Source organism: Micromonospora sp. NPDC000121 (assembly GCF_042899165.1).
In the GTDB taxonomy this organism is placed as follows: domain Bacteria; phylum Actinomycetota; class Actinomycetes; order Mycobacteriales; family Micromonosporaceae; genus Micromonospora.
This window is the reverse complement of record NZ_JBIAZP010000016.1, coordinates 120,115-139,354: the sequence shown is the minus strand read 5'-3', so window position 1 is coordinate 139,354 and position 19,240 is coordinate 120,115. Positions and strand designations below refer to the sequence as shown.

General features: G+C 74.1%; 14 protein-coding genes. 7 read left to right on the top strand and 7 right to left on the bottom strand.

Going from position 1 to position 19,240, the window contains the following annotated elements; genetic code table 11:
- The 5 genes from ACFY23_RS30585 to ACFY23_RS30565 form a co-directional block, all read right to left on the bottom strand.
- On the bottom strand, positions 1-207 hold a 207-nt coding region (locus ACFY23_RS30585), incomplete at its 3' end, for a beta-ketoacyl synthase N-terminal-like domain-containing protein (RefSeq protein ID WP_387051314.1).
- Positions 204-3,656: an amino acid adenylation domain-containing protein gene (locus ACFY23_RS30580; protein WP_350685659.1), complete on the bottom strand. Its 3,453-nt coding sequence runs from the start codon at positions 3,654-3,656 to the stop codon at positions 204-206. The genes ACFY23_RS30585 and ACFY23_RS30580, both read right to left, overlap by 4 nt.
- Positions 3,657-3,688: 32 nt before the next feature.
- Entirely contained in the window at positions 3,689-5,323 is a 1,635-nt protein-coding gene (locus tag ACFY23_RS30575; RefSeq protein ID WP_350685657.1) for a PhpK family radical SAM P-methyltransferase, read from the bottom strand.
- A 79-nt stretch (positions 5,324-5,402) separates the two neighbouring features.
- Positions 5,403-6,158, bottom strand: a complete 756-nt coding sequence (locus tag ACFY23_RS30570) for an alpha/beta fold hydrolase (protein WP_350685656.1) — start codon at positions 6,156-6,158, stop codon at positions 5,403-5,405.
- A 21-nt stretch (positions 6,159-6,179) separates the two neighbouring features.
- Positions 6,180-6,983 (bottom strand): SDR family oxidoreductase, encoded by an 804-nt coding sequence (locus tag ACFY23_RS30565; RefSeq protein ID WP_350685655.1) that lies wholly within the window; start codon positions 6,981-6,983, stop codon positions 6,180-6,182.
- Positions 6,984-7,958: 975 nt separating this feature from the next.
- Here ACFY23_RS30565 and ACFY23_RS30560 point away from each other — a divergent pair.
- Genes ACFY23_RS30560 through ACFY23_RS30545 form a run of 4 tightly spaced genes read left to right on the top strand, consistent with a single transcriptional unit; the run spans position 7,959 to position 15,248 of the window.
- On the top strand, positions 7,959-12,782 hold the full coding sequence (locus ACFY23_RS30560) for an SDR family NAD(P)-dependent oxidoreductase (RefSeq protein WP_350819485.1): 4,824 nt from the start codon (positions 7,959-7,961) through the stop codon (positions 12,780-12,782).
- On the top strand, positions 12,775-14,127 hold the full coding sequence (locus ACFY23_RS30555; protein ID WP_350685173.1) for an acyltransferase domain-containing protein: 1,353 nt from the start codon (positions 12,775-12,777) through the stop codon (positions 14,125-14,127). The genes ACFY23_RS30560 and ACFY23_RS30555 overlap by 8 nt, the downstream gene beginning before the upstream one ends.
- Positions 14,124-14,423, top strand: coding sequence for a hypothetical protein (locus ACFY23_RS30550; protein WP_091097049.1), 300 nt, complete (start codon positions 14,124-14,126; stop codon positions 14,421-14,423). Before ACFY23_RS30555 ends, ACFY23_RS30550 begins: the two co-directional genes overlap by 4 nt.
- A 24-nt stretch (positions 14,424-14,447) precedes the next feature.
- A complete protein-coding gene (locus ACFY23_RS30545; RefSeq protein WP_350685174.1) occupies positions 14,448-15,248 on the top strand; it encodes an SDR family oxidoreductase in 801 nt (266 codons plus the stop codon).
- 51 nt (positions 15,249-15,299) lie between these two features.
- On the opposite strand, the gene ACFY23_RS30540 is transcribed toward ACFY23_RS30545, so the two are convergent.
- Together ACFY23_RS30540 and ACFY23_RS30535 are read right to left on the bottom strand one after the other, a co-directional pair.
- Complete coding sequence (locus ACFY23_RS30540) at positions 15,300-15,947, bottom strand: ATP-dependent Clp protease proteolytic subunit (RefSeq protein ID WP_350685175.1); 648 nt, start codon at positions 15,945-15,947, stop codon at positions 15,300-15,302.
- Positions 15,948-16,472: 525 nt separating this feature from the next.
- The gene (locus tag ACFY23_RS30535) at positions 16,473-17,141 is read right to left on the bottom strand and encodes an NPCBM/NEW2 domain-containing protein (protein ID WP_350685176.1); all 669 of its coding nucleotides are present in this window, start codon (positions 17,139-17,141) and stop codon (positions 16,473-16,475) included.
- Between the two features lie 162 nt (positions 17,142-17,303).
- On the opposite strand from ACFY23_RS30535, the gene ACFY23_RS30530 reads away from it, so the two are divergent.
- The 3 genes from ACFY23_RS30530 (at position 17,304) to ACFY23_RS30520 (ending at position 19,226) form a co-directional block, all read left to right on the top strand.
- The gene (locus tag ACFY23_RS30530) at positions 17,304-17,807 is read left to right on the top strand and encodes a hypothetical protein (RefSeq protein ID WP_350685177.1); all 504 of its coding nucleotides are present in this window, start codon (positions 17,304-17,306) and stop codon (positions 17,805-17,807) included.
- A gap of 9 nt (positions 17,808-17,816) precedes the next feature.
- A complete protein-coding gene (locus ACFY23_RS30525) occupies positions 17,817-18,326 on the top strand; it encodes an HAD domain-containing protein (protein WP_350685178.1) in 510 nt (169 codons plus the stop codon).
- Positions 18,327-18,425: 99 nt separating this feature from the next.
- Complete coding sequence (locus ACFY23_RS30520) at positions 18,426-19,226, top strand: DUF4184 family protein (RefSeq protein ID WP_350685179.1); 801 nt, start codon at positions 18,426-18,428, stop codon at positions 19,224-19,226.
- The last annotated feature ends 14 nt before the right edge of the window (positions 19,227-19,240 follow it).

The window sequence follows — 19,240 nt, the reverse complement described above, 5'->3', positions numbered from 1 at the left end:
CACGTAGCTCGGGTGCGAGTACACCGACTCCGGCACGCCCGCCGCCGCCAACTCCTCCGGCGAGAAGAACGTCACCGACTCCACCCCGGCGCACACGTTCCGCCAGAACTCCGCCACGCTCGACGCGCCCGGGAAGCGACCCGCCAGGCCGACCACCGCCAGGGCGTTGTCGAACTGGTCGTCGAGGTGCGCAGGCAGCTCGGTCATCGGTCCGTCCCTTCCGCGAGGCGGCGCTGTTCGTGCGCCTGTCGACGACGTGCCAGGGCGCCGCCGCGCACCGCCGCCCGGCGGAGCTGCGCGCGGCTGGCCGGTGACCCCGGGTCCTGCTCCCCGGCGGCCGGTTCCGGCGTGGCACGGATCCGGTCCAGGTGGGCCGCGAGCGCGGCCACGGTCGGGAACTGGAACAGGTCGACCACGTTCAGCTCGGTGCCGAGCCGCTCGGCGAGCTGCTGGCGGGCGCGCAGGGCGAGGAACGAGTGGCCCCCGAGGTCGAAGAAGTTGTCGGTGCGACCCAACGGCGGGACCTCGAGCACGAGGGCCCACACCTCGGCGACCGCGCGCTCGGTGGCGCCGACCGGCGGCTCCGCCGTGGCCTCCTGACGCAGCGGCCGGCCGTCCCGCCAGGACAGCCGGTCCCGGTCGAGCTTGCCGTTGGTGGTGACGGGCAGGGCGTCCACCGCGGCGAGGACCGACGGCACCATGTAGCCCGGCAGGTGCCGCCGGGCCACGGCCCGCACCTCCTCGTACGTCGGCGCCGGCCCGTCCTCGAGCACGAGCAGGGCGGCGAGGTCCCGGCGGTCCGGGTTGTCGCCGCGGACCACGACGGCGGCCTCCCGGACGGCGGGGTGGGTCACCAGCACCGCCTCGATCTCGCTCGGCTCGACCCGGAAGCCGCGCACCTTGAGCTGGCTGTCGAGCCGGCCGAGGAAGTCCAGCCGACCGTCGGGCAGCCAGCGGACGAGGTCGCCGGTGCGGTACATCCGGGCGCCCGGCGTGGCCCCGAAGGGGTCCGGGACGAAGCGTTCGGCGGTGCGGCGGGGGTCCCGCAGATAGCCCCGGACCACCTGGAGCCCGCCGAGGCACAGTTCGCCGGGCACGCCGACCGGCACCGGTCGCCCGGCACCGTCCAGCACGTAGGTGGTGACGTTGGCGATGGCACGGCCGATCGGGGGCGCGTGCACCACCGGCCCGTCCTGCGGGGGCACCGGGTCGGCCGTGGCCACCACGGTGTTCTCCGTCGGTCCGTAGTGGTTGATCAGTTGGGCGCGCAGCCCGGGCGGGGGCGTACGGGTCAGCGCGTCGCCCCCGGTGAGCAGCAGCCGCAGCGCCGACCCGGTCACGGCCTCCTCCGCGAGCACCGCCTCGGCGACGGTGGTGGGCAGGAAGGTCACGGTGATCGCCTCGTCGACCAGCCACCGCGCCAGCCGGTCGGGGGCGACCCGGACCGGCTCGGGCGGCACGTGCAGCGCGGCACCACCGGCCAGCGCCGCCCACAGTTCCCAGGTGCAGGCGTCGAAGCCGGGGCTGGCGACGAGGGTGGCCCGGTCCTGCGGCCCGACCCGGTAGGCGTCGAGGTGCCAGTGCACCAGGTTGGCCAGGCCGCCGTGGGTGACCTCGACCCCCTTGGGGCGCCCGCTGGAGCCGGAGGTGTAGATGACGTACGCGATCTCCCGTGGGTCCGGCTCCGCCGGCGCGGCCGCCCCGCCGGCCCCGGCGGCGGCCTCGCCACCGGTGGCGGCGGCGACGTCGAGCACCGCGGTCCGCGCCGCCGCGAACCGGCCGGTGAGGTCCTCGCTGGTCAGCACCGCGCAGGCCAGGCTGTCGGCGAGCGTGAAGGCGAGCCGGTCCGGCGGGTAGCCGGGGTCGAGCGGCACGTACGCCGCGCCCGCCTTGAGCACGGCGAGGAACGCGGTCACCAGCTCCGCTCCCCGGTCGAGGCAGACGGCCACCGGCCGGCCGGGTCCCGCGCCGACGGCCCGCAGCCGGGCGGCGAGGGCGTCGGCACGGCGGTCCAGCTCCCCGTACGTCAGCGTCCTGCCGTCGGCCCGCACGGCGGGGGCGTCCGGAGCCGTCCGGGCCCACCGCGCGACCAGGTGGTGCACCGGCCCGGTCGGGTAGTCGCGGACCTGCCCGCTCCAGCGGCGCACGATCCGGTCCTCCTCGGCCGGCTCCAGCAGCGCCGCCGCCGACAGCCGCCGGTCCGGGCGGGCGCAGAGCGAGCCGAGGATCGCCCGGTACTGCGCCATCAGTTGCGTGATGCGGTCGTCGTCGAACAGCTCGGTGCTGAACTCGAACTCGCAGTCGATGTGCGTGTCGCCCTCGAACGCCATCACGGAGAGGTCGAACTTGGAGACCTCGCCGACCATGTCGAGCAGCTCCACCGTCAGCGGACCGACGTGCAGGCGTTCGAACGGGGGGAGGTTCTTCATGGCGAAGACGATCTGGAACAGCGGGTGGCGGGCCGGGTCCCGGACGGGGCGCAGCCGCTCCACGAGCAGCTCGAACGGGGCTTCGTGGTGCGCCTGGGCGTCCAGCACGACGTCGCGCACCCGGGCCACCAGCTCGGCGAAGGTGGGGTCGCCGGACACGTCGGTGCGCAGCACGACGGTGTTCACCAGCAGGCTGACCAGCGGCTCCAGCTCCACCCGGTCCCGGCCGGCGACCGGCGTGCCGAGCACGACGTCCGACTGCCCGGTCTGCCGGTGCAGCAGCGCGACGAATCCGGCCAGGAGCACCATGAACGGCGAGGCGGCGTGCCGGCGGGCGGCGGCCCGGACCAGGCCGGTCAGCTCGGCGTCGAGGCGCACGGTCCGCCGACCGCCCCGCCAGCCCAGCACGGCGGGGCGCACCCGGTCGGGCGCCAGTTCCGTCGCCGAGGCGCCGGCGAGCCGCCGCTCCCACCAGGCGAGCTGGTCGTCGAGTTCGCCGGCGCCGACGCGGTGGTGCTGCCAGCGGGCGTGCCCGGCCGGGTCGACGGGCGGCCGGGCGGGCTCCGTGCCGTGCCCCGTCCCCGCCGCGTAGTAGCGGACCAGGTCGTTGACCAGGACGCTGAGCGACCAGCCGTCGACGACGATGTGGTGCAGGTCGAGGAAGAGCCGGTGGTCGTCCTCGCCGAGCCGGAACAGCCGGGTCCGCAGGAGCGGCCCGCGCCGCAGGTCGAACGGGGGCTGACGCTCGGCGGCGACCGCCTCGCGCACCCGGTCCTCCCGCTGCGCGGCCGGCAGGTCGGTCAGGTCGGTCACGTCGAGCCGGACGGCGGGCACGTCGACCGTCCGCTGCACCGGTTCGCCGTCGACGTCGTCGAACACCGTGCGCAGGGCGGGATGGTGCGCCACCAGCCGGTCCAGGGCGCCCCGCAGGGCGTCCACGGACAGCGGTCCGGTCATCCGCAGCACCGCCGGCACGTGGTAGGCCGGGCTGTCCGGTTGGAACTGGTGCAGGAACCACAGGCGGCGCTGCGCGAAGGAGACCGGGGCCGGGGCGTCCGGGTCCGACGCGTGTCCGTCGGTCGCGAACCGCCGCGGGCCGTCGGTGGCCGCAGTGTCGTCGGGCGGGGGCCCGGGGTCGGCCGTCGTGTCGTTGGCGAGGAACTCGGCCCCGGCCGCCAGCCGGCTGGCCAGCCGGGCCCGGACCGCGTCGGAAGGTGTTCGGCGCACGGTACCGCCTTCTGCTGGGACGGGCGGGACGGTCAGCTCACCGGCGACGGCGCCGGGCCCGGCGGGTTCACCGCCTCGAACTGGCTCGCCCGGCGCAACCGGTCGAGCAGGTCCGGCTGGGCGGCGCTGCCGCCGGGGTGACGCAACTGGTCGGCCAGGACGCCGTTGAAGGCGCGGACGAAGTCCTTGACCTGCTCGCCGGACATCCCCTTGCGCTGCAGGTAGAAGGTGCTCCACTGCTCGAACCCGAACTGCGGCAGCCAGACGGAGCTGGTCACGTCGACGAAGAGGTCGTCGATGATCTGGGCGGCGGTGGACCAGTCCATCGTCTGGTGGCTCCAGTTGAACGCCTCGCCCTTGATGCCCAGCTCGTCCCGGCGCTGGTAGATCGGGGTGACCGGGTCGCAGTACCACAACTGGGCCCGGAAGTAGTCCGGCCGGCCCTGCTCGAGCAGGTCCACGGTCTCGGCGACGGTCTCCTCCGTCTCGCCGGGGAAGCCGACGATCAGCGAGGCGTACGTCGAGATGCCGTGCTCGTTGAAGGCCCCGAGCGCGTCGATGTAGTCCGCCCGGCGGGCGGTCTTGTTCATCTGCTTGAGCAGCACGTCGCTGCCCGACTCGATGCCCAGGAAGACGCCCTCGCAGCCGGCTTCCTTCATCAGCTCGATGGTCCTGCGGTCGCCGTGGTCACTGCGGTAGAAGCAGTTCCACTTGAACCCGTAGTCCTTGTCGATCATCATCCGCAGGATGTCCCGGAACCGGTTCTTGGGGACGTTGAACGTGTCGTCGATGAACGTCACGGTGTTGACCGACGGCAGCTTGCGGATGTTGTCCAGCTCCCGCTCGACGTGCGTCACGTCGAGGTAGGTGTACTTGCCGGCCCGCTGGGGGAAGCCGCAGAAGGCGCAGGAGAACGGGCAGGACTTCGCCGTCCGGGTGGTGACGAACTCGTTGAACGCGTCGGGGCCGAAGACCTGGTAGTCGACCAGTTCGGTCAGCGGGTTCGACTCGATCTCGGTGCGGGTGTGGACGAAGTCGCCGTCCACGCGGTAGGCCAGGTTCGGCACGTCTCCCGGGTCGGTGCCGGACCGCAGCGCGAGCGCCAGCCGGGCCAGGGCCAGCTCGCCCTCGCGGCCGGTGATGTAGTAGTCCGCGCCGAGGTAGTCCATCATCGCGTCCAGGTCGGGGCGCTTGAGCGCGGCCACCTGGTTGGTGATGAACGGCCCACCGACCACGATGGACACCTTCGGGTTGTGCCGGCGGACGAACTCGACGATCTCGATGATCGGCTGCGGCGAGACGTACAGGGTCGTGGTGATCGCCACGAGGCGGACGTCGCCGTCCAACTTCTCCCGCAGCTGCTCCCGCTCGTGCTGGAACAGGTTGACGAAGTCGACGCTCAACCCCCGCCGGGCCAGGAAGCTGCCCAGCACGGTGACCACCGGCCAGAGGAAGTCGGCGTTGTGGAAGTACGGTTTCGGCGCGCCGGGCGGGCTCTCGCGCAGGTGACTCAGCGCGTCCAGCGCGCGCAGCGGTCGCCCGTCGAGGTCGATGTACGCCAGGCGCAGGTCGCGGAAGGCGCCGGAGTCGGACCCCATGAGGCGCACGTCGCTGACGTAGCTGGCGAAGTCGACGTCGTTGAAACCGACGATCAGGCAGTCTGTCATGTGCCGCTCCGTTCCGGACAAAGAGACCGGGGACCTCGTCGCCCGTTGCCGGGCCCGTCGAGTTGGCGCACCGGAGGCGCTACCGGGAATCGGCCGCCAGGTCGGCGGCGATGGCCCGCACCACCCCGGCGGGGTCGGTGATGTGGAAGAAGTGGTCGCCGCGCACGCTGTGGCCGCGGTACCCGCGGGACGTCATCCGCTGCCATCCGGCCATCGCCTCGGCCGTGGCGACCGGGTCCTCGGTGCCCGCGAAGCCGAGGATCGGCACGTCGACCGGGCCGTGCGCGACGCCGGCGTAGCGGTCGATCCAGCCGAAGTCGGCCCGCAGCACCGGGATGAGCAGCGCGGCCAGCGCCGGGTGCTCCAGGATCTCGGCCGGGGTGCCACCCATCCCGACGACCTCGCGCAGGAACTCCTCGTCACCCAGGCCGAGCAGCCGGCGGGCGAGTTCCGGGAGGTCGTCCGGGGGGCGGGATCCGCCGACGACGAGCCGCCGGGGCAGCGGGGCGCCGCGGCGCTGGAGTTCCGCCACGACGGCGTGCCCGACGAGGGCGCCGAAGCTGTGGCCGTACAGCGCGTACGGCCGGGTCTCGTCGGCGAGCACGTCGGCGACCTCGGCGACGTCGAAGACGGGCGGCTCGTCGATCCGGCTCTCCCGGCCCGGCGGCTGCAGGGGGCGTACCGCGATGCCCGGCGCCGCGGCCGGGATCCAGGCCCGGTAGGCGGTCGCCCCGGCCCCGGAGTGCGGCAGGCAGTACAACGCCACCGGCGCCTCCGGGGAGTCCGGGAAGAGGAACCACCGTGGTCGTCGGTCCGCCGAGTAGTGGACAGTCACCATTGATCCTTCCGCGGAGACTCAGTTGACGACGGCGACCGCGCCGCCGTCGACGCGGTGGTTGGCCCCGTTGACGAAGCCCGCGAGGGGGCTGGCGAGGAAGACGACCAGCGCCGCCACGTCGTCGGGTGTGCCGAGTCGGCCGGTGGGGTTGTCGATCGACTGGGCGAGGACGCGCTGCTCGATGTCGGACCAGTCGGTGCCCCAGCCCTGGTCGGCGGCGAGACCGCGGACGTACGCCTCGACGCGGGGGGTGACGACGATGCCGGGGCTGACGGTGTTGACGGTGATGCCGGTGCGGTCCAGCGCCCGGGCCAGCCCCGTGGTCAGGTTGACCAGCCCCGCCTTGGTCGTCGAGTACGCCACCGAGCCGACCTGCGGCTGGGTGGCGGCGCCGCTGGCGATCTGGATCAGCCGGCCCCAGCCCCGGCGACGCATGCCGGGGACCAGCGCCTGGGCGAGGCGGGCCGGCGCCACCACGTTGAGCTCGTGCAGGCGCCGCCAGTCCTCGTCCGTGGTGTCGTCCCACGGCCGGTCCAGGCCGGTGGCGGCGCAGTTGACCAGGATGTCGACGCCGCCGAGGTAGCGCTCGGCCGCGACCGCCAGTCGGTGCGGGCCGTCGGCGTCGAGCAGGTCCGCCACGATCGGTTCCGCGACGCCGCCCCTGGCCCGGATGCCCTGGGCCACGGACTCCGCGGCGGGCACGGAGCGCCCGTGCACGACGACCGTCACTCCCTCGTCGGCGAGCATCTCGGCGATCCGCGCTCCGATGCCGGACGACGACCCGGTGACGAGCGCCCGCCGACCGTCCAATCCAAGATCCACTGGTTCCCCCCGTGACATGGCTCGAACGCCGCACCCGGCGCGGGGCGGCCCCCTACCCGGACCTGACGACTCCGCCCGCGGCGGCCAGCTCAGCCGCGCCGGCGCCGCCCCGGCGGCCGGGCGCTCGACGCACCGCGGCAGGCGGTCGTCCGCCGCCCGCGGTCGCGGTGCTCACACACCCGGTCGACAGGACGGATCAGCACTTGGATGTCCCTGCTCCCCCACGTTGTTCCGCCCGCGGCGGTGTCGCCGCCACGACGCGTACGACACCGGCGTCCCGACCCCCCGGAAGCACTCCGACGCATTTCCGCCGGGCCCCGTCGGGACTCGGGAAGCACATCATGGAGCCCGGACGGAGTCAATCCCCACCAATAAGTTCGGGGTCACCGACGTACGCATTAGCGCAGGCACTCCGGCAATTAACGAACCTTTGGTCGCCGCGCATTATCACGGCTAGCTGCAGTTTCACGGGATCGAGTGACGCTGATCACTGACTCAGTCGGGTGGCTGGGTGCGGCGGCCCACGCACGGTGGAACTTCCACGCCGAACCGCCCCTCATATCCCCCCAATTCGGACATCGGATGGCAAAAACTGGCGGTTCGGGTGACCATCCGATCACGGGTGGACACATACCGGCCGGTATGCAAGGATCACCGAAACGCTTGCGAATCGAACGAGGTCATTCGGAGGCAGGCAGGCCCCAACCGATCTTGCTTGTGTCGACTCTCCGAACCCCGACGCGGGTTCGCGTCTTTATAACTGGCATCAGACCGTCAGCGCCGCCCGTGCGAAGCCACCGCGGCAGACCGCCGCAGGGCCACTGGCCGCAAACCATAAACGTCCGTCGCAACGCTATGCGCATTGACGGACGTCGCCGCCGACGTGCCCTTTTCGAGTACGACCGCGCGTCCGCCCGTCACGAGCGGGACCGGGCGCGGGACGGGGACGGGATGAGGAAAGGATCCGGGCATTCCATGGACATCGCGATCGTGGGCATGGCCTGCGCGTTTCCCGGTGCCTCCGACGCGGCCGCATTCTGGGCCAACGTCGTCGCCGGCACCGACGCCGTGGTGGAGGTCGACCCCGGGCGGTGGGACGTGGACCGCTACTACTCGGCGGACGATCCCCGCCCGGGTGAGAAGAGCCCGTCCCGTTGGGGTGGCTTCCTGGCGCCGGTGCCGTTCGATCCGGTGGCCCACGGCGTACCGCCCGCCGCCCTCGGGAGCATCGATCCCGCCCAGCTGCTCGCCCTGGTCATCGCCGAGCGGGCGCTGGCCGACGCCGGGTACGCCGACCGCCCGTTCCCCCGGGCGCAGACCTCGGTGATCTTCGGGGCCGAGCCCGGCGCCGACCTCGCGACCGCGTACGGGATGCGGGCGCTGCTGCCGACGTACTTCGCCGAGCCGCCCGCCGCGCTCGACGCCCACCTGCCCCGCCTGACCGAGGACTCCTTCCCCGGCATCCTGGGCAACGTCATCGCGGGGCGCATCGCCAACCGGCTCGACCTGGGCGGGGTCAACTACACCGTCGACGCGGCCTGCGCGTCCTCGCTGGCCGCCGTCGACCTGGCCTGCAAGGAACTGGCCGTCGGCACGAGCGACATGGTGCTGTGCGGCGCGGTGGACGTGCACAACGCGGTGCACGACTACCTGCTCTTCGGTTCGGTGCAGGCGCTGTCGCCCACCGGGCGGTGCCGCACCTTCGACCAGTCCGCGGACGGCATCGTGATCAGCGAGGGCGTCGCCTGTCTCGTGCTCAAGCGGTTGGCCGACGCGGAACGCGACGGCGACCGGATCCACGCGGTGATCGCCGGCGTGGGTGGGGCCAGCGACGGCCGCGGCATGGGCCTCACCGCCCCCCGGGCACAGGGCCAGCGGCACGCGGTCGAGCGGGCCCTGCGGGCGGCGGGCGTCGCGCCCGGGGAGATCGGCCTCGTCGAGGCGCACGGCACCGGCACCGTCGTCGGTGACCGCACCGAGCTGTCCGCCCTGTCCGAGGTGTTCGCCGCCGACGGGGCGGGGCCGGCGACCTGCTCGCTGGGCTCGGTCAAGTCGCTGATCGGGCACACCAAGTGCGCCGCCGGCATGGCGGGCCTGATCAAGGCCGTCCGGGCGGTGCAGACCGGGGTCCGCCCGCCGACCGGGCACCTGACCCGGCCCAACTCCTACTGGGACGCCACGGCCAGCCCGTTCGCCTTCGACGGCACGGCCCGGCCCTGGCTCGCTCCCCCGGCCCGGCGCGCCGCCGGCGTCAGCGCCTTCGGCTTCGGCGGCACCAACTTCCACGCCGTGGTCCGGGCCCACCCCAGCACCGCCGACCCCGACCAGGCGTGGGAACGCTGGCCGGCGGAGCTCTTCCTGCTCCGCGCGGCCGACGAGCAGTCGACCGCTGCGGCGGCGCGGGCCCTGTCCGCCCTGGCCGCCGACGCGCCGCCCGGCGACGGGGCGCTGCACGCCCTCGCGCTCGAGTGGTACGACCGCACCCGCGACGACGACCGGCCGGTCCGGGCCGCCGTCGTGGCCGGCGGCCTCGACGAGCTGCGGGAGCGGTTGCGACTGGCCGCCGCGGGCACCGCCGACCCCGGGGCCGGGGTCTACCTGGCCGACCCGGGCCCGACGGAGCCGCCCGTCGTGGCGCTGGTCTTCCCCGGGCAGGGCAGCCAACGCCCCGGCATGCTGGCCGACCTCTTCGCGGCCTTCCCCGCCATGCGGACCGACCTGTACGACGACCCGGCGCTGGCCACGGTGATGTTCCCGCCCACCTCGTTCGACGAGGCGACGGCGGCGGCGCGCGCGGCCACGCTCGCCGACACGCGCCACGCCCAACCGGCCCTCGGGGTCGCCGAACTCGCCCTGCTGGAGCTGCTCGGCTCCCTCGGGGTCCGGCCCGACCTGCTCGGCGGGCACAGCTACGGCGAACTCGTCGCCCTGCACGCCGCCGGCGCCCTGTCCCGCCCGGACCTGCTGCGGCTGACCGCCGCCCGGGCCGCCGCGATGCACGCGGCCGGCGGGCGGGGCGGCGCCATGGCCGCCGTCGCCGCGAGCGCCGACGAGGTCGCCGCCGCCCTCGCCCGGGCCGGCCTCGACGACGCCGTGGTGATCGCCAACCACAACGCCCCGGAGCAGGTGGTGATCGCCGGCCACGAGGCGGCGGTGGCGACCGCGGTGACCGGGCTGCGCGCCCAGGGCCGGTCCGCCACCACGCTCGGCGTCTCCTGCGCCTTCCACAGCCCGGCGATGGCCGACGCCACCGAGGAGTTCGCCGCCGTCCTCACCGACTGCGAGGTGCAGCCGCCGCGGCGGCCGGTCTGGGCGAACGCCACCGGCCAGCGCTACCCGGACGCACCCGACGAGATCCGCGAGCTCCTCGCCGGGCAGCTCGCCGCCCCGGTGCGGTTCCTGACCCAGGTCGAGGACATGTACGCCGCCGGGGCCCGGGTCTTCGTCGAGGTGGGGCCCGGCCGCGTGCTCAGCCGGATGATCGGCCGGATCCTCGGCGACCGACCGCACCGGGCGGTCAGTTGCGACGTGCCGAACGAGCCGGGGCTGCCCCGCCTGCTGCACGCCCTGGCGGAGCTGGCCGTCGCGGGGGTGCCGGTGGACCCGGCCCGCCTCTTCGCCGGCCCCCGGGCCACTGCGGCCGCCGCCCCCGCCGTCACCGGGTGGACGGTCGACGGACACCTGGTGCGGGGCCCGGACGGCAACCCGGTGCCGAACGGCCTGCGCCCCGCCGACGAGGCGCCCCGGCTGGCGGCGGCGGACAGCGCCGGCAGCGGAGATCCGCGCGAGACGGCGGTCCTGGAGTTCCTGCGCAACAGCCGGGAGCTGGTCGACGCCCAGCGCGAGATCGTGCTCGGCTACCTGGACCGGGAGCCCCGGCCGCGGCGGTCCACACCGGACCCTGCGCCGGCCACCGCGGCGTCCGCCGCCCCCGCCCGCGCCGAGGCGGCCGACGCCGGCCCGGCCACCGTCCTCGACCTCGCCGTCGACCTGCTGAGCGAGCGGACGGGCTATCCCGCGCAGATGCTCGCCCCCACCATCGACCTGGAAGCCGACCTCGGCATCGACTCGATCAAGCGGACGGAGCTGGCCGAGACGCTGCTGCGCCGGCTGGCGGTGCCGCGACCGGAGACGCGCGTGTCGACCCTCGTCGGCGCCCGTACGATCGCCGACCTGGTGGCGCTGCTTCCCCCGCTCGATCCGGCGGCGACCGGCCCGGCCGCGACGCCGGTCGCCGTCCCCGAACCGGCCGACGCTCCGACGGCCGACCGGGCCACGCGCGACCCGGAGACGGCCGGGCGGGCCACGCCGGACGCCGGGACGCCCGCCCCCGGCAGGGCGCCGGACCGGTACGTCCCCGCCCTGCTGCCGCTGCCCGCGCCGTCCCGGCCCGCCGCCGACCTCTCCGGACGCGTCGCGGCGGTCGCCGGCGGCGCGCCCGCCCTGGCGGACGCGCTGCGCCGGCGGCTGGCCCGCGCCGGGGTCGTCGCGGCCGACGCCGCGACCCCGCCGGGAGACCTCGACCTGGCGATCCTGCTGCCGGTCACGGACGACGCCGGCGAGCCGGCCCTACCGGCGGCGTACGACCGGCTCCGCGCGCTGCTCACCGCGGGGGTGCCGGACATCACCGTGGTCACCACGATGGGCGGTCACTTCGCGCCCGTCGACTCGGAGACCGCCCCGGCCGGGCAGCACGCCGCGCTGGCCGGGATCGGCTTCGCCGGGCTGGTCCGCACCGTGGCCCACGAGTATCCCGAGACCCGGGTCCGCCTGCTCGACGTGGACCCGCAGGGCGGTGCCGAGGCCGTCGCCGAGCGGATCGTCGACGAGCTGACCGGCGGGACGCCCCGGGGGGTGGTCGGCCTGCCCCACGGAGCCCGGGTGACCCGCCGGTACGTCCGGCAGGACCTCCCCGCCGCGTCCGGGGCGCTCGACCTGGACTCCGACTCGGTGGTGCTGGTCACCGGCGGCGGGCGGGGCATCACCGCCCGGACGGCGGTGGCGCTCGCCGAGCGGTACGGCTGCCACCTGGAGATCGTGGGCCGTACCGCCCCGCCGGAGTCCGCCGAGGACGCCGCCACGGCCGGCCTGACGGACCCGGTCGAGCTGCGCCGCGCCCTGCTCGCGGCCGGCACCGGCACGCCGGCCGAGGTGGAGCGCCGGTTGCGGGCCCTGCTCGCCGGGCGCGAGCTGCGCGCCGTCCTCGACCGGCTCGGGGCACACGCGGCGTCCGTGCGGTACCACCGGTTCGACATCCGCGACGACGCCCGCCTGGCCGCCACCGTCGACGAGGTCTACCGCCGGCACGGCCGCATCGACGTCGTCGTGCACGGCGCCGGGACGCTCGACGACCGGCTCATCCGGGACAAGGACCAGGCCGCCTTCACCGCCGTCTACGACGCCAAGGTGCGCAGCGCCCGGGTCCTGCTGGACGCGCTGAAGCCGGACCTGCGCCTGCTGCTGTTCTTCTCCAGCGTCTCCGGAGTGTTCGGCAACCGGGGGCAGGCCGACTACGCGGCGGCGAACGACGCGCTGGACACCCTTGCGCTGGCCGCCGCCGACCGCTTCACCGGTCGCACCCTCGCCGTGGCGTGGGGTCCGTGGGCCGCCGCCGGCGGCGGCATGGTCTCGGCCGAGCTGGAGCGGGAGTACGCCCGCCGCGGCATCGCGGTGATCGACCCTGAGGCGGGCGTCGAGGCGCTGATGCGCGAGATCGCCGAGGGCCCGCGGGACGCGCACCAGGTGCTGTACGTGGCCGGCGACCCGGCCCCGTTCCGGCCCGCCGGGTTCGATGACTGAGCCGGCCGGGCCGCCGTACCCCCGCCAGTCGGGACCGGCCGTCCTGCGCCTGTCGGCGTCCTCCCCGGCAGAGCTCGCGGACCGGCTCCGGGCGGCGGCCCGGGGCGGGCGCCGCCCGGTGGAGCCGGACGACCCGGGGCTGCCGTGCCGACTGGCCCTGCTGACGCCGACCCCGGACCGGCTCGCCCTCGCCCAGGAACTCGTGCTGCGGGAACGCTCCTGGGCCGGCCCGGCCGACCTCTGGTACACCACCGATCCGGTGCTGCGGCCGGACCGCCCCGGCCGGGTGGCGTTCCTCTTCCCGGGCCTGTCCGCGCACGACCGGCCACCGCTGGACGACGTGGCCGGGGCGTTCGGCCTGCCCGGCTACCCGCCGGACCGCACCGGGACCGTGGGCGGCCGGACGTGGGACCTGCTGCACACCGGGCGGCTGCTGGACGGCGCGCTGCGGCGGATGGGCATCCGTCCCGACCTCGTCGCCGGGCACAGCGCCGGCGAGTGGAGCGCCCTGTTCTCCGCCGGCAGGTGGGCGGCGGAGGCGTTCGACGACTTCGCCCGGCGGATGGGGCCGGACGCCTACCAACTGCCCGACGTGGCGTTCGCGGTGGTGGGCTGTCCGGTGGTCGAGGCGAGACGGCTCATCGACGGGGTGGCCGACGTGGTCATCTCCCACGACAACAGTCCCCGGCAGACGGTGCTCTGCGGCACCGACGCGGCGATCCACACCGCGTTCGCCCGGATCACCGACTCCTCGGTGCCCCGGACGGTGCTGCCGTTCCGGTCCGGCTTCCACAGCCCGATGCTGGCGCCCTACCTCGACCCGGTGGCCGCCATCCTCCGGGCCGTCCCACTGCGGGCCGCGACGGTGCCGGTCTGGTCGGCGACCACGGTGGACCGCTACCCCGACGACGAGTCGGCGCTGGGTCGGCTCCTGGTCCGGCACCTGGTCTCGCCGGTCCGCTTCCGGGAGCTGGTGCAGCGCCTCCACGACGAGGGCACCCGGGTCTTCGTGCAGGTCGGCCACGGCAGCCTCGCCGCCTTCGTCCGCGACACGTTGCACGGTCAGCGGCACGTCGTCGTCAGCGCCTCGGAGGGCCGCCCCGACGGGCTGGCGGCACTGGCCCGGCTCGCCGCGGCGCTGTGGGTGCAGGGCCTGCGACCGGACTTCGCCGCGCTGCCCGGCGCCGACGGTGCCGCCGACCCCGCCGTCCCGCCGGCGACGGGCGCCGTCGACGACCCGGTGCTCGCGGCGTTCCAGGCCGTCCTCGACGAGGTCGCCCACGCCAGCCACGAGGTGCTCGGCGGCTGGCAGCGCCGGCACCGGGATGACAAGGTACGTCCATGACGGAACGAGAGCTTCCCGCGCTGACCCGCGCCGAGCAGGAGCTGGTGGACCGCTACCTGCGGATCGTCGACCTGGTCGCCCGCCTCAATCCGGCACGGGACAGTGGGCACTTCGACGTGCGGGGATGCGTGCTGGCCGCGCAGGCGTTGGCGGCGGAGGCCAAGGCGATCGGCGTGACGGCGGAGACCATGCTCGAACGCGGCGAGGACGAACTGCACGTCGCCACGCTGGCCCGGGCGATGCGCGCCCTCGACGGCGAACGGCGGATCGCCCGGCTACGGCTGCCCCCGAACTGAACGTCGCACATCCAGGAGGGCAGGTTGCACGGTAGTGGGCAGCGGCTGGCCGTGGTCACCGGCGCGGCCAGCGGGATCGGCGCGGCGGTGGCGCGGCGGCTCGTGGACGACGGGTGGCGCGTGATCGGCTGGGACCGTCGCCCGTGTGACGCGAACGGCGTGACCGGGCGGCAGGTCGACGTGCGCGACTACGACCAGGTGGCCGCGGCGGCGGCCGAGGTCGATCGGGCCGACCTGCTGGTCAACAGCGCCGGCATCGGCGGGCGCGGGTTCGCCAGCGAACTGGCGCCGGCGGCGTGGGAGCGGGTCATCGGGGTCAACCTGTCCGGGACGTACTACTGCTGCCGGGCGATGTTCCCGGCGTTGCGGCGGGCCGGCGGGCTGGTCGTCAACATCGCCTCCGTGGCGGCGCACCTGGCGATGGTGGAGGGGGCCGCGTACTGCTCCTCGAAGGCCGGCGTCGCGATGCTGACCGAGGTGCTCGGGGTCGAGTGGGCCGCGCAGAACATCCGGGTCATCGCGGTCAGCCCGGGCTACGTCCGGACGCCGCTGGTGATGGACGGCATCCACCGGAACCTCCTCGACGAGGAGACCATCGTGCGGGGCACCCCGCAGCGTCGCCTTGCGGAGCCCGCCGAGGTGGCGGAGCTGATCCGGGCACTGGCGGCGGACGAGCTGCGCTACCTGACCGCCACCACCGTGCGCTTCGACGGCGGGTGGACCGCGAGCGGGGGCTACCAGCCGCACCTCGCGGGGGACCTGCTGCCCGCGCTGGGCGACGCGCCGCCCACCCCGGACAGGGCCGGCGCGACAGCGCGGGACTGACCAGGGCGGGGTCGACGGGCCGGTGGCGCCGTCGACCCCGGACGGATCGGCTCAGCTGGCCGCCATCGCCGCCGCGCTCTTCTTCCGGCTGCGCAGGATGGTGTCGACGAGCCCGTAGGCCACCGCGTCGTCGGCCGTGAGGATCTTGTTTCGCTCGATGTCGCGGGAGACCTCTGCCTGGGGGCGGCCGGAGTACTGGGCCAGCATCTCCTCCATCTGGGTGCGCATCCGCATGATCTCCCGGGCCTGGATCTCCAGGTCGGTGCCCTGACCCTGGAAGCCCTCGATGGCGGGCTGGTGGATCAGGATCCGCGAGTGCGGAAGCGCCATCCGCTTGCCCGGGGTGCCCGCCGCCAGCAGGATCGCGGCGGAGGACGCCGCCTGCCCCAGACAGACGGTCTGCACGTCCGGGCGGACGTAGCGCATGGTGTCGTTGATCGCCGTCATGGCGGTGAACGAGCCGCCGGGCGAGTTGATGTACATGGTGATGTCCCGCTCGGGATCTGTCGCCTCCAGCGTGATGAGCTGCGCCATCACGTCGTTGGCCGCGGCGTCGTCGACCGGTGTGCCGAGGAAGATGATCCGGTCCTCGAACATCTTGCTGTACGGGTTGGTCTCCTTCATGCCGTACGACGTCCGCTCAGCGAACGACGGCAGGACGTACCGTGCGTCCACGGACAGATTCGGCTTCCGGATCATGTTCGCCCTCTCTCCCTCGGAAATTGCTCCCCCGGCAAATTCACCCGTCGACCGGGCGACGCAGCGGAGATGATCCTCTGTCGACCCTATCCGCTTCCCGCACGGAATGCCGCTCCCAAACAGGGGTGTTTACGCGAGCAGCAGAAGCGCTCCACTACGGACGGTCGACGCTGCCGGCTGCGCCGCGCCCACAACGGATCGGGCGACGGCCGGGGGCGCGGGGGCGTCCCGGCGAGGGGCCGGCCGGTCCCGGATCCCAGGGCGCCCCGTCGCCGACAACGAGGGACGGCCACGCAATTCGTCCGCGCAGTTCGGCGCGCTTCCCGGGCATGGGAATTCCGCGAGAGCACGTCGACGGGTTACTCCACCGCTGATCGACACCGGTCAAATGCAGAAGCGACACCCGGCGGGCGGGCCCCGGTCGTCGACGCGGCCTGCCCGGCCCGAACGGCGCACGCCGGCTGCCCCGTCAGCCGAGCAGAGCCGCGCCCGACGGCGTACGGCCGGCACGTCCGGCTCCGCCGCTCACCGACGCACCCGAGGGGCGATCCAGACGCCGACGCCGTCGCCGTGGCACTGGTCGAGGCTGGTGGTGCTCACCCGGAGGGACACCTGCGTCGCGTCGCTGATGTCCACCCTGACCGCGCGGGTCTTCCCGAGGCCGACCGTGGCGGTGGAGACCGCCCTGCCGTCGGCCAGCACGGTGAACCGGAGCGGCAGCGCTTTCGCGGAATCGTCCGCGAGCCCCACGGTCGCCTCGAGGACCGCGTACTGCCGGCTGACCACGAACGTGGCCGTGAAGTTGTCGTTCTGCCAGCACGGAGACGCCGTGAGCACGGTCTCGCGCGGCTCGCCGGCCACGGTCCGCGGCTCCTGCTCCCAGCCGTCGAAGTCGTCCACCTCGGGCATCTCCGTCAACGAGCGCACCTCGGCCCCGGCGGTCTGCGACGCGGGCGGACCACTCGTTCCGGGCACCGGGGACGGGCTGAGCCCGGTGGGAGCCGCCGGGGTGGTGGGCTGGGGCTGCACGGGGGACGGGGTGCCCTGGACCGACGGCGCACCACCACGGCCGCCGGTGCCACGGGTGAGTTCCAGCGCGACCGGAATGGCCGCCGCGACCACCGTGGCCGCCGCGGCGATGACCGCGCCGACTATCGCGGGATGAAACCACCGACGGCGTCTCGGGATAGACACGGTCCGATTATGGCAACGCCGCGCACTGTGGACGTTGTCCGACGGCGGTGACGATCGGGCGTTCGGCGAGAAGTGGGACCGGCGGGCTGGGCAGCCGTGGGACCGCCTGGGGCGGCGTCTTCGGGCCGCGGCGCGAAGCCCGGCACCCATAGGATGCCGCGCATGCGACGTCTTCTCGGGGTGGCGGGGGCGCTGTTGGGCGTGGGACTGGCGACGGGCTGCACGGTTGACGACCATGATGCGCCGCAGCCGCCGAAGGAGATGTCGCGGGATCGGACGCGGGCGATGATAGGAGAGGTCGCCGCCGACGTCGTGCGAGAGCAGTTCGGGGCGCTGCCGGCACCGCAGCGCGAGGTGGAGCTCCGTTGTGACAGCGCGCGATGGTTCGACGTCGACCGCGCCTACGTCATGCAGAGCGTCTGGGATCTGCCGCTGGCACCGGAGGACCACGAGCGGACCCTGCGCGCGCTGGACACGGGCTCCGGGCGGATCGGCTCCGGACGGGTCGACAGCGATTTCATGGCGCTCGGCGACGGCCGGTTCACGGCACATGGGTACGACCCGGAGAACTCGATCGGGTACACGATGACGAGCAACGAGCCGCCGACCAGCGTGCGACTGTGGGTCAACTCGTCGTGCCTCCTCGACCCCGGGGACGGGGGCTAACCTTCGGGCATGTCCGCCTCCGCGCAGCGTCCGCTGCTCTTCCTCGACGTGGACGGCGCCCTCATCCCGTTCGGAACGCCACCGGCGGCACCGCCGGACACTCCGCGCAACCAGACCCGTGAACAGGTTCAGCCGGACGACGCCCATCCGTTGCTGCACCGGGTCGAGCCGGAACACGGCCGCCTGCTGTCCGCCCTGCCGTGTGATCTCGTGTGGGCGTCCACCTGGATGAGCGACGCCAACGACGTACTGGCGCCGCTGCTCGGGTTGCCGGCGCTGCCGGTGGTGGACTGGCCCGACTCAGACGACGGCGGCGCCCTCCACTGGAAGACCCGCGGTCTGGTCGAGTGGGCCCAGGGTCGCCCCTTCGTCTGGGTCGACGACGAGATCTCCCCTGCCGATCGCGTCTGGGTGTCCGCCCATCACCACGGTCCGGCCCTGCTCCATCGGGTCGATCCCCGGCACGGCCTGACCGAACGCGACTTCACTGTCATCAGGGACTGGCTTGAGCGGGTGTAACGACACTGATCCCGCCCGCCGCCCGCCGCCTCGGTTGATCAACGGTTGTCGGGACCCGACTCGCCTCGTCATGAGCGCATGAGGTGGGAGGATGCGCCGATGCCGCTCACCTTTCCGTCGCACCCAGGTGTGGTACTCCCGCTCAAGCTCTGGCGACCCCGATGGTTCGACGGTGTCGCGTTGACTACCGGGGCGGTCGCACCCGACATCAAATACGCGTTCCTCGGGGTCGGACCGGAGTGGCAGAGCCACACCCTCACCGCGTTGGTGTGGTGGTGTCTGCCAGTGGCGCTGCTCGGCGCGTGGATCGTCCGCGCCACCGTCGCGACCCTCGCCGCCCACCTACCCCACCTCGGCCCGCTCGCGCTGCGCGACTACGGGGTGCTCGCCACAGTGCGCCACCCCTGGCAGATCACCGCCGGATCGGCGCTGCTCGGCGCGGCCAGTCACATCGGATGGGACTACCTCACCCACACCGCGGCGTGGCTGCGCACCGTGTTCGGCATCGACTGGGACCAGGTCAGCGACGTCGCCTGGTGGACCGTGTCCGACATTCCCAGCAGCCTCGTGGGCGCGCTTGTCACGCTCGGCGTCGCCGTCGTGATCGGCCGCCGCCGGCTCCTTCGCGCCTGGCACGGCGACTCACCGCCGGTCCCCACCCGCCCGACGGTGTACTGGTCCGTCGCGGGCGCCGCCGCAGTCATCGGGTACGCCCTGACCCCGCTTCTGCCAGCCAAGGAGCTGCCATGGGCGACCACAGTACGGCTGCTGTGTATCACGGCCGGAGCGCTGATCGTCGCCGCCGTGGCAGTGCAAGCGATGAACGCCAAGACCGCCCCCGCTGACACCCGCACGGTGGCGCGTGGGAGGCATTCGGAAGCGCCACCCTCATCGCTGTAGCAGGCGCTGCCAGC

What these genes read in the sequence shown, in the direction of transcription:
- ACFY23_RS30520 (WP_350685179.1), top strand. Translation starts at nt 18,426, where the DNA reads ATGCCGCTCACCTTTCCGTCGCACCCAGGTGTGGTACTCCCGCTCAAG.
- ACFY23_RS30530 (WP_350685177.1), top strand. Translation starts at nt 17,304, where the DNA reads ATGCGACGTCTTCTCGGGGTGGCGGGGGCGCTGTTGGGCGTGGGACTG.
- ACFY23_RS30540 (WP_350685175.1), bottom strand. Translation starts at nt 15,947, where the DNA reads ATGATCCGGAAGCCGAATCTGTCCGTGGACGCACGGTACGTCCTGCCG.
- ACFY23_RS30560 (WP_350819485.1), top strand. Translation starts at nt 7,959, where the DNA reads ATGGACATCGCGATCGTGGGCATGGCCTGCGCGTTTCCCGGTGCCTCC.
- ACFY23_RS30525 (WP_350685178.1), top strand. Translation starts at nt 17,817, where the DNA reads ATGTCCGCCTCCGCGCAGCGTCCGCTGCTCTTCCTCGACGTGGACGGC.
- ACFY23_RS30550 (WP_091097049.1), top strand. Translation starts at nt 14,124, where the DNA reads ATGACGGAACGAGAGCTTCCCGCGCTGACCCGCGCCGAGCAGGAGCTG.
- ACFY23_RS30555 (WP_350685173.1), top strand. Translation starts at nt 12,775, where the DNA reads ATGACTGAGCCGGCCGGGCCGCCGTACCCCCGCCAGTCGGGACCGGCC.
- ACFY23_RS30575 (WP_350685657.1), bottom strand. Translation starts at nt 5,323, where the DNA reads ATGACAGACTGCCTGATCGTCGGTTTCAACGACGTCGACTTCGCCAGC.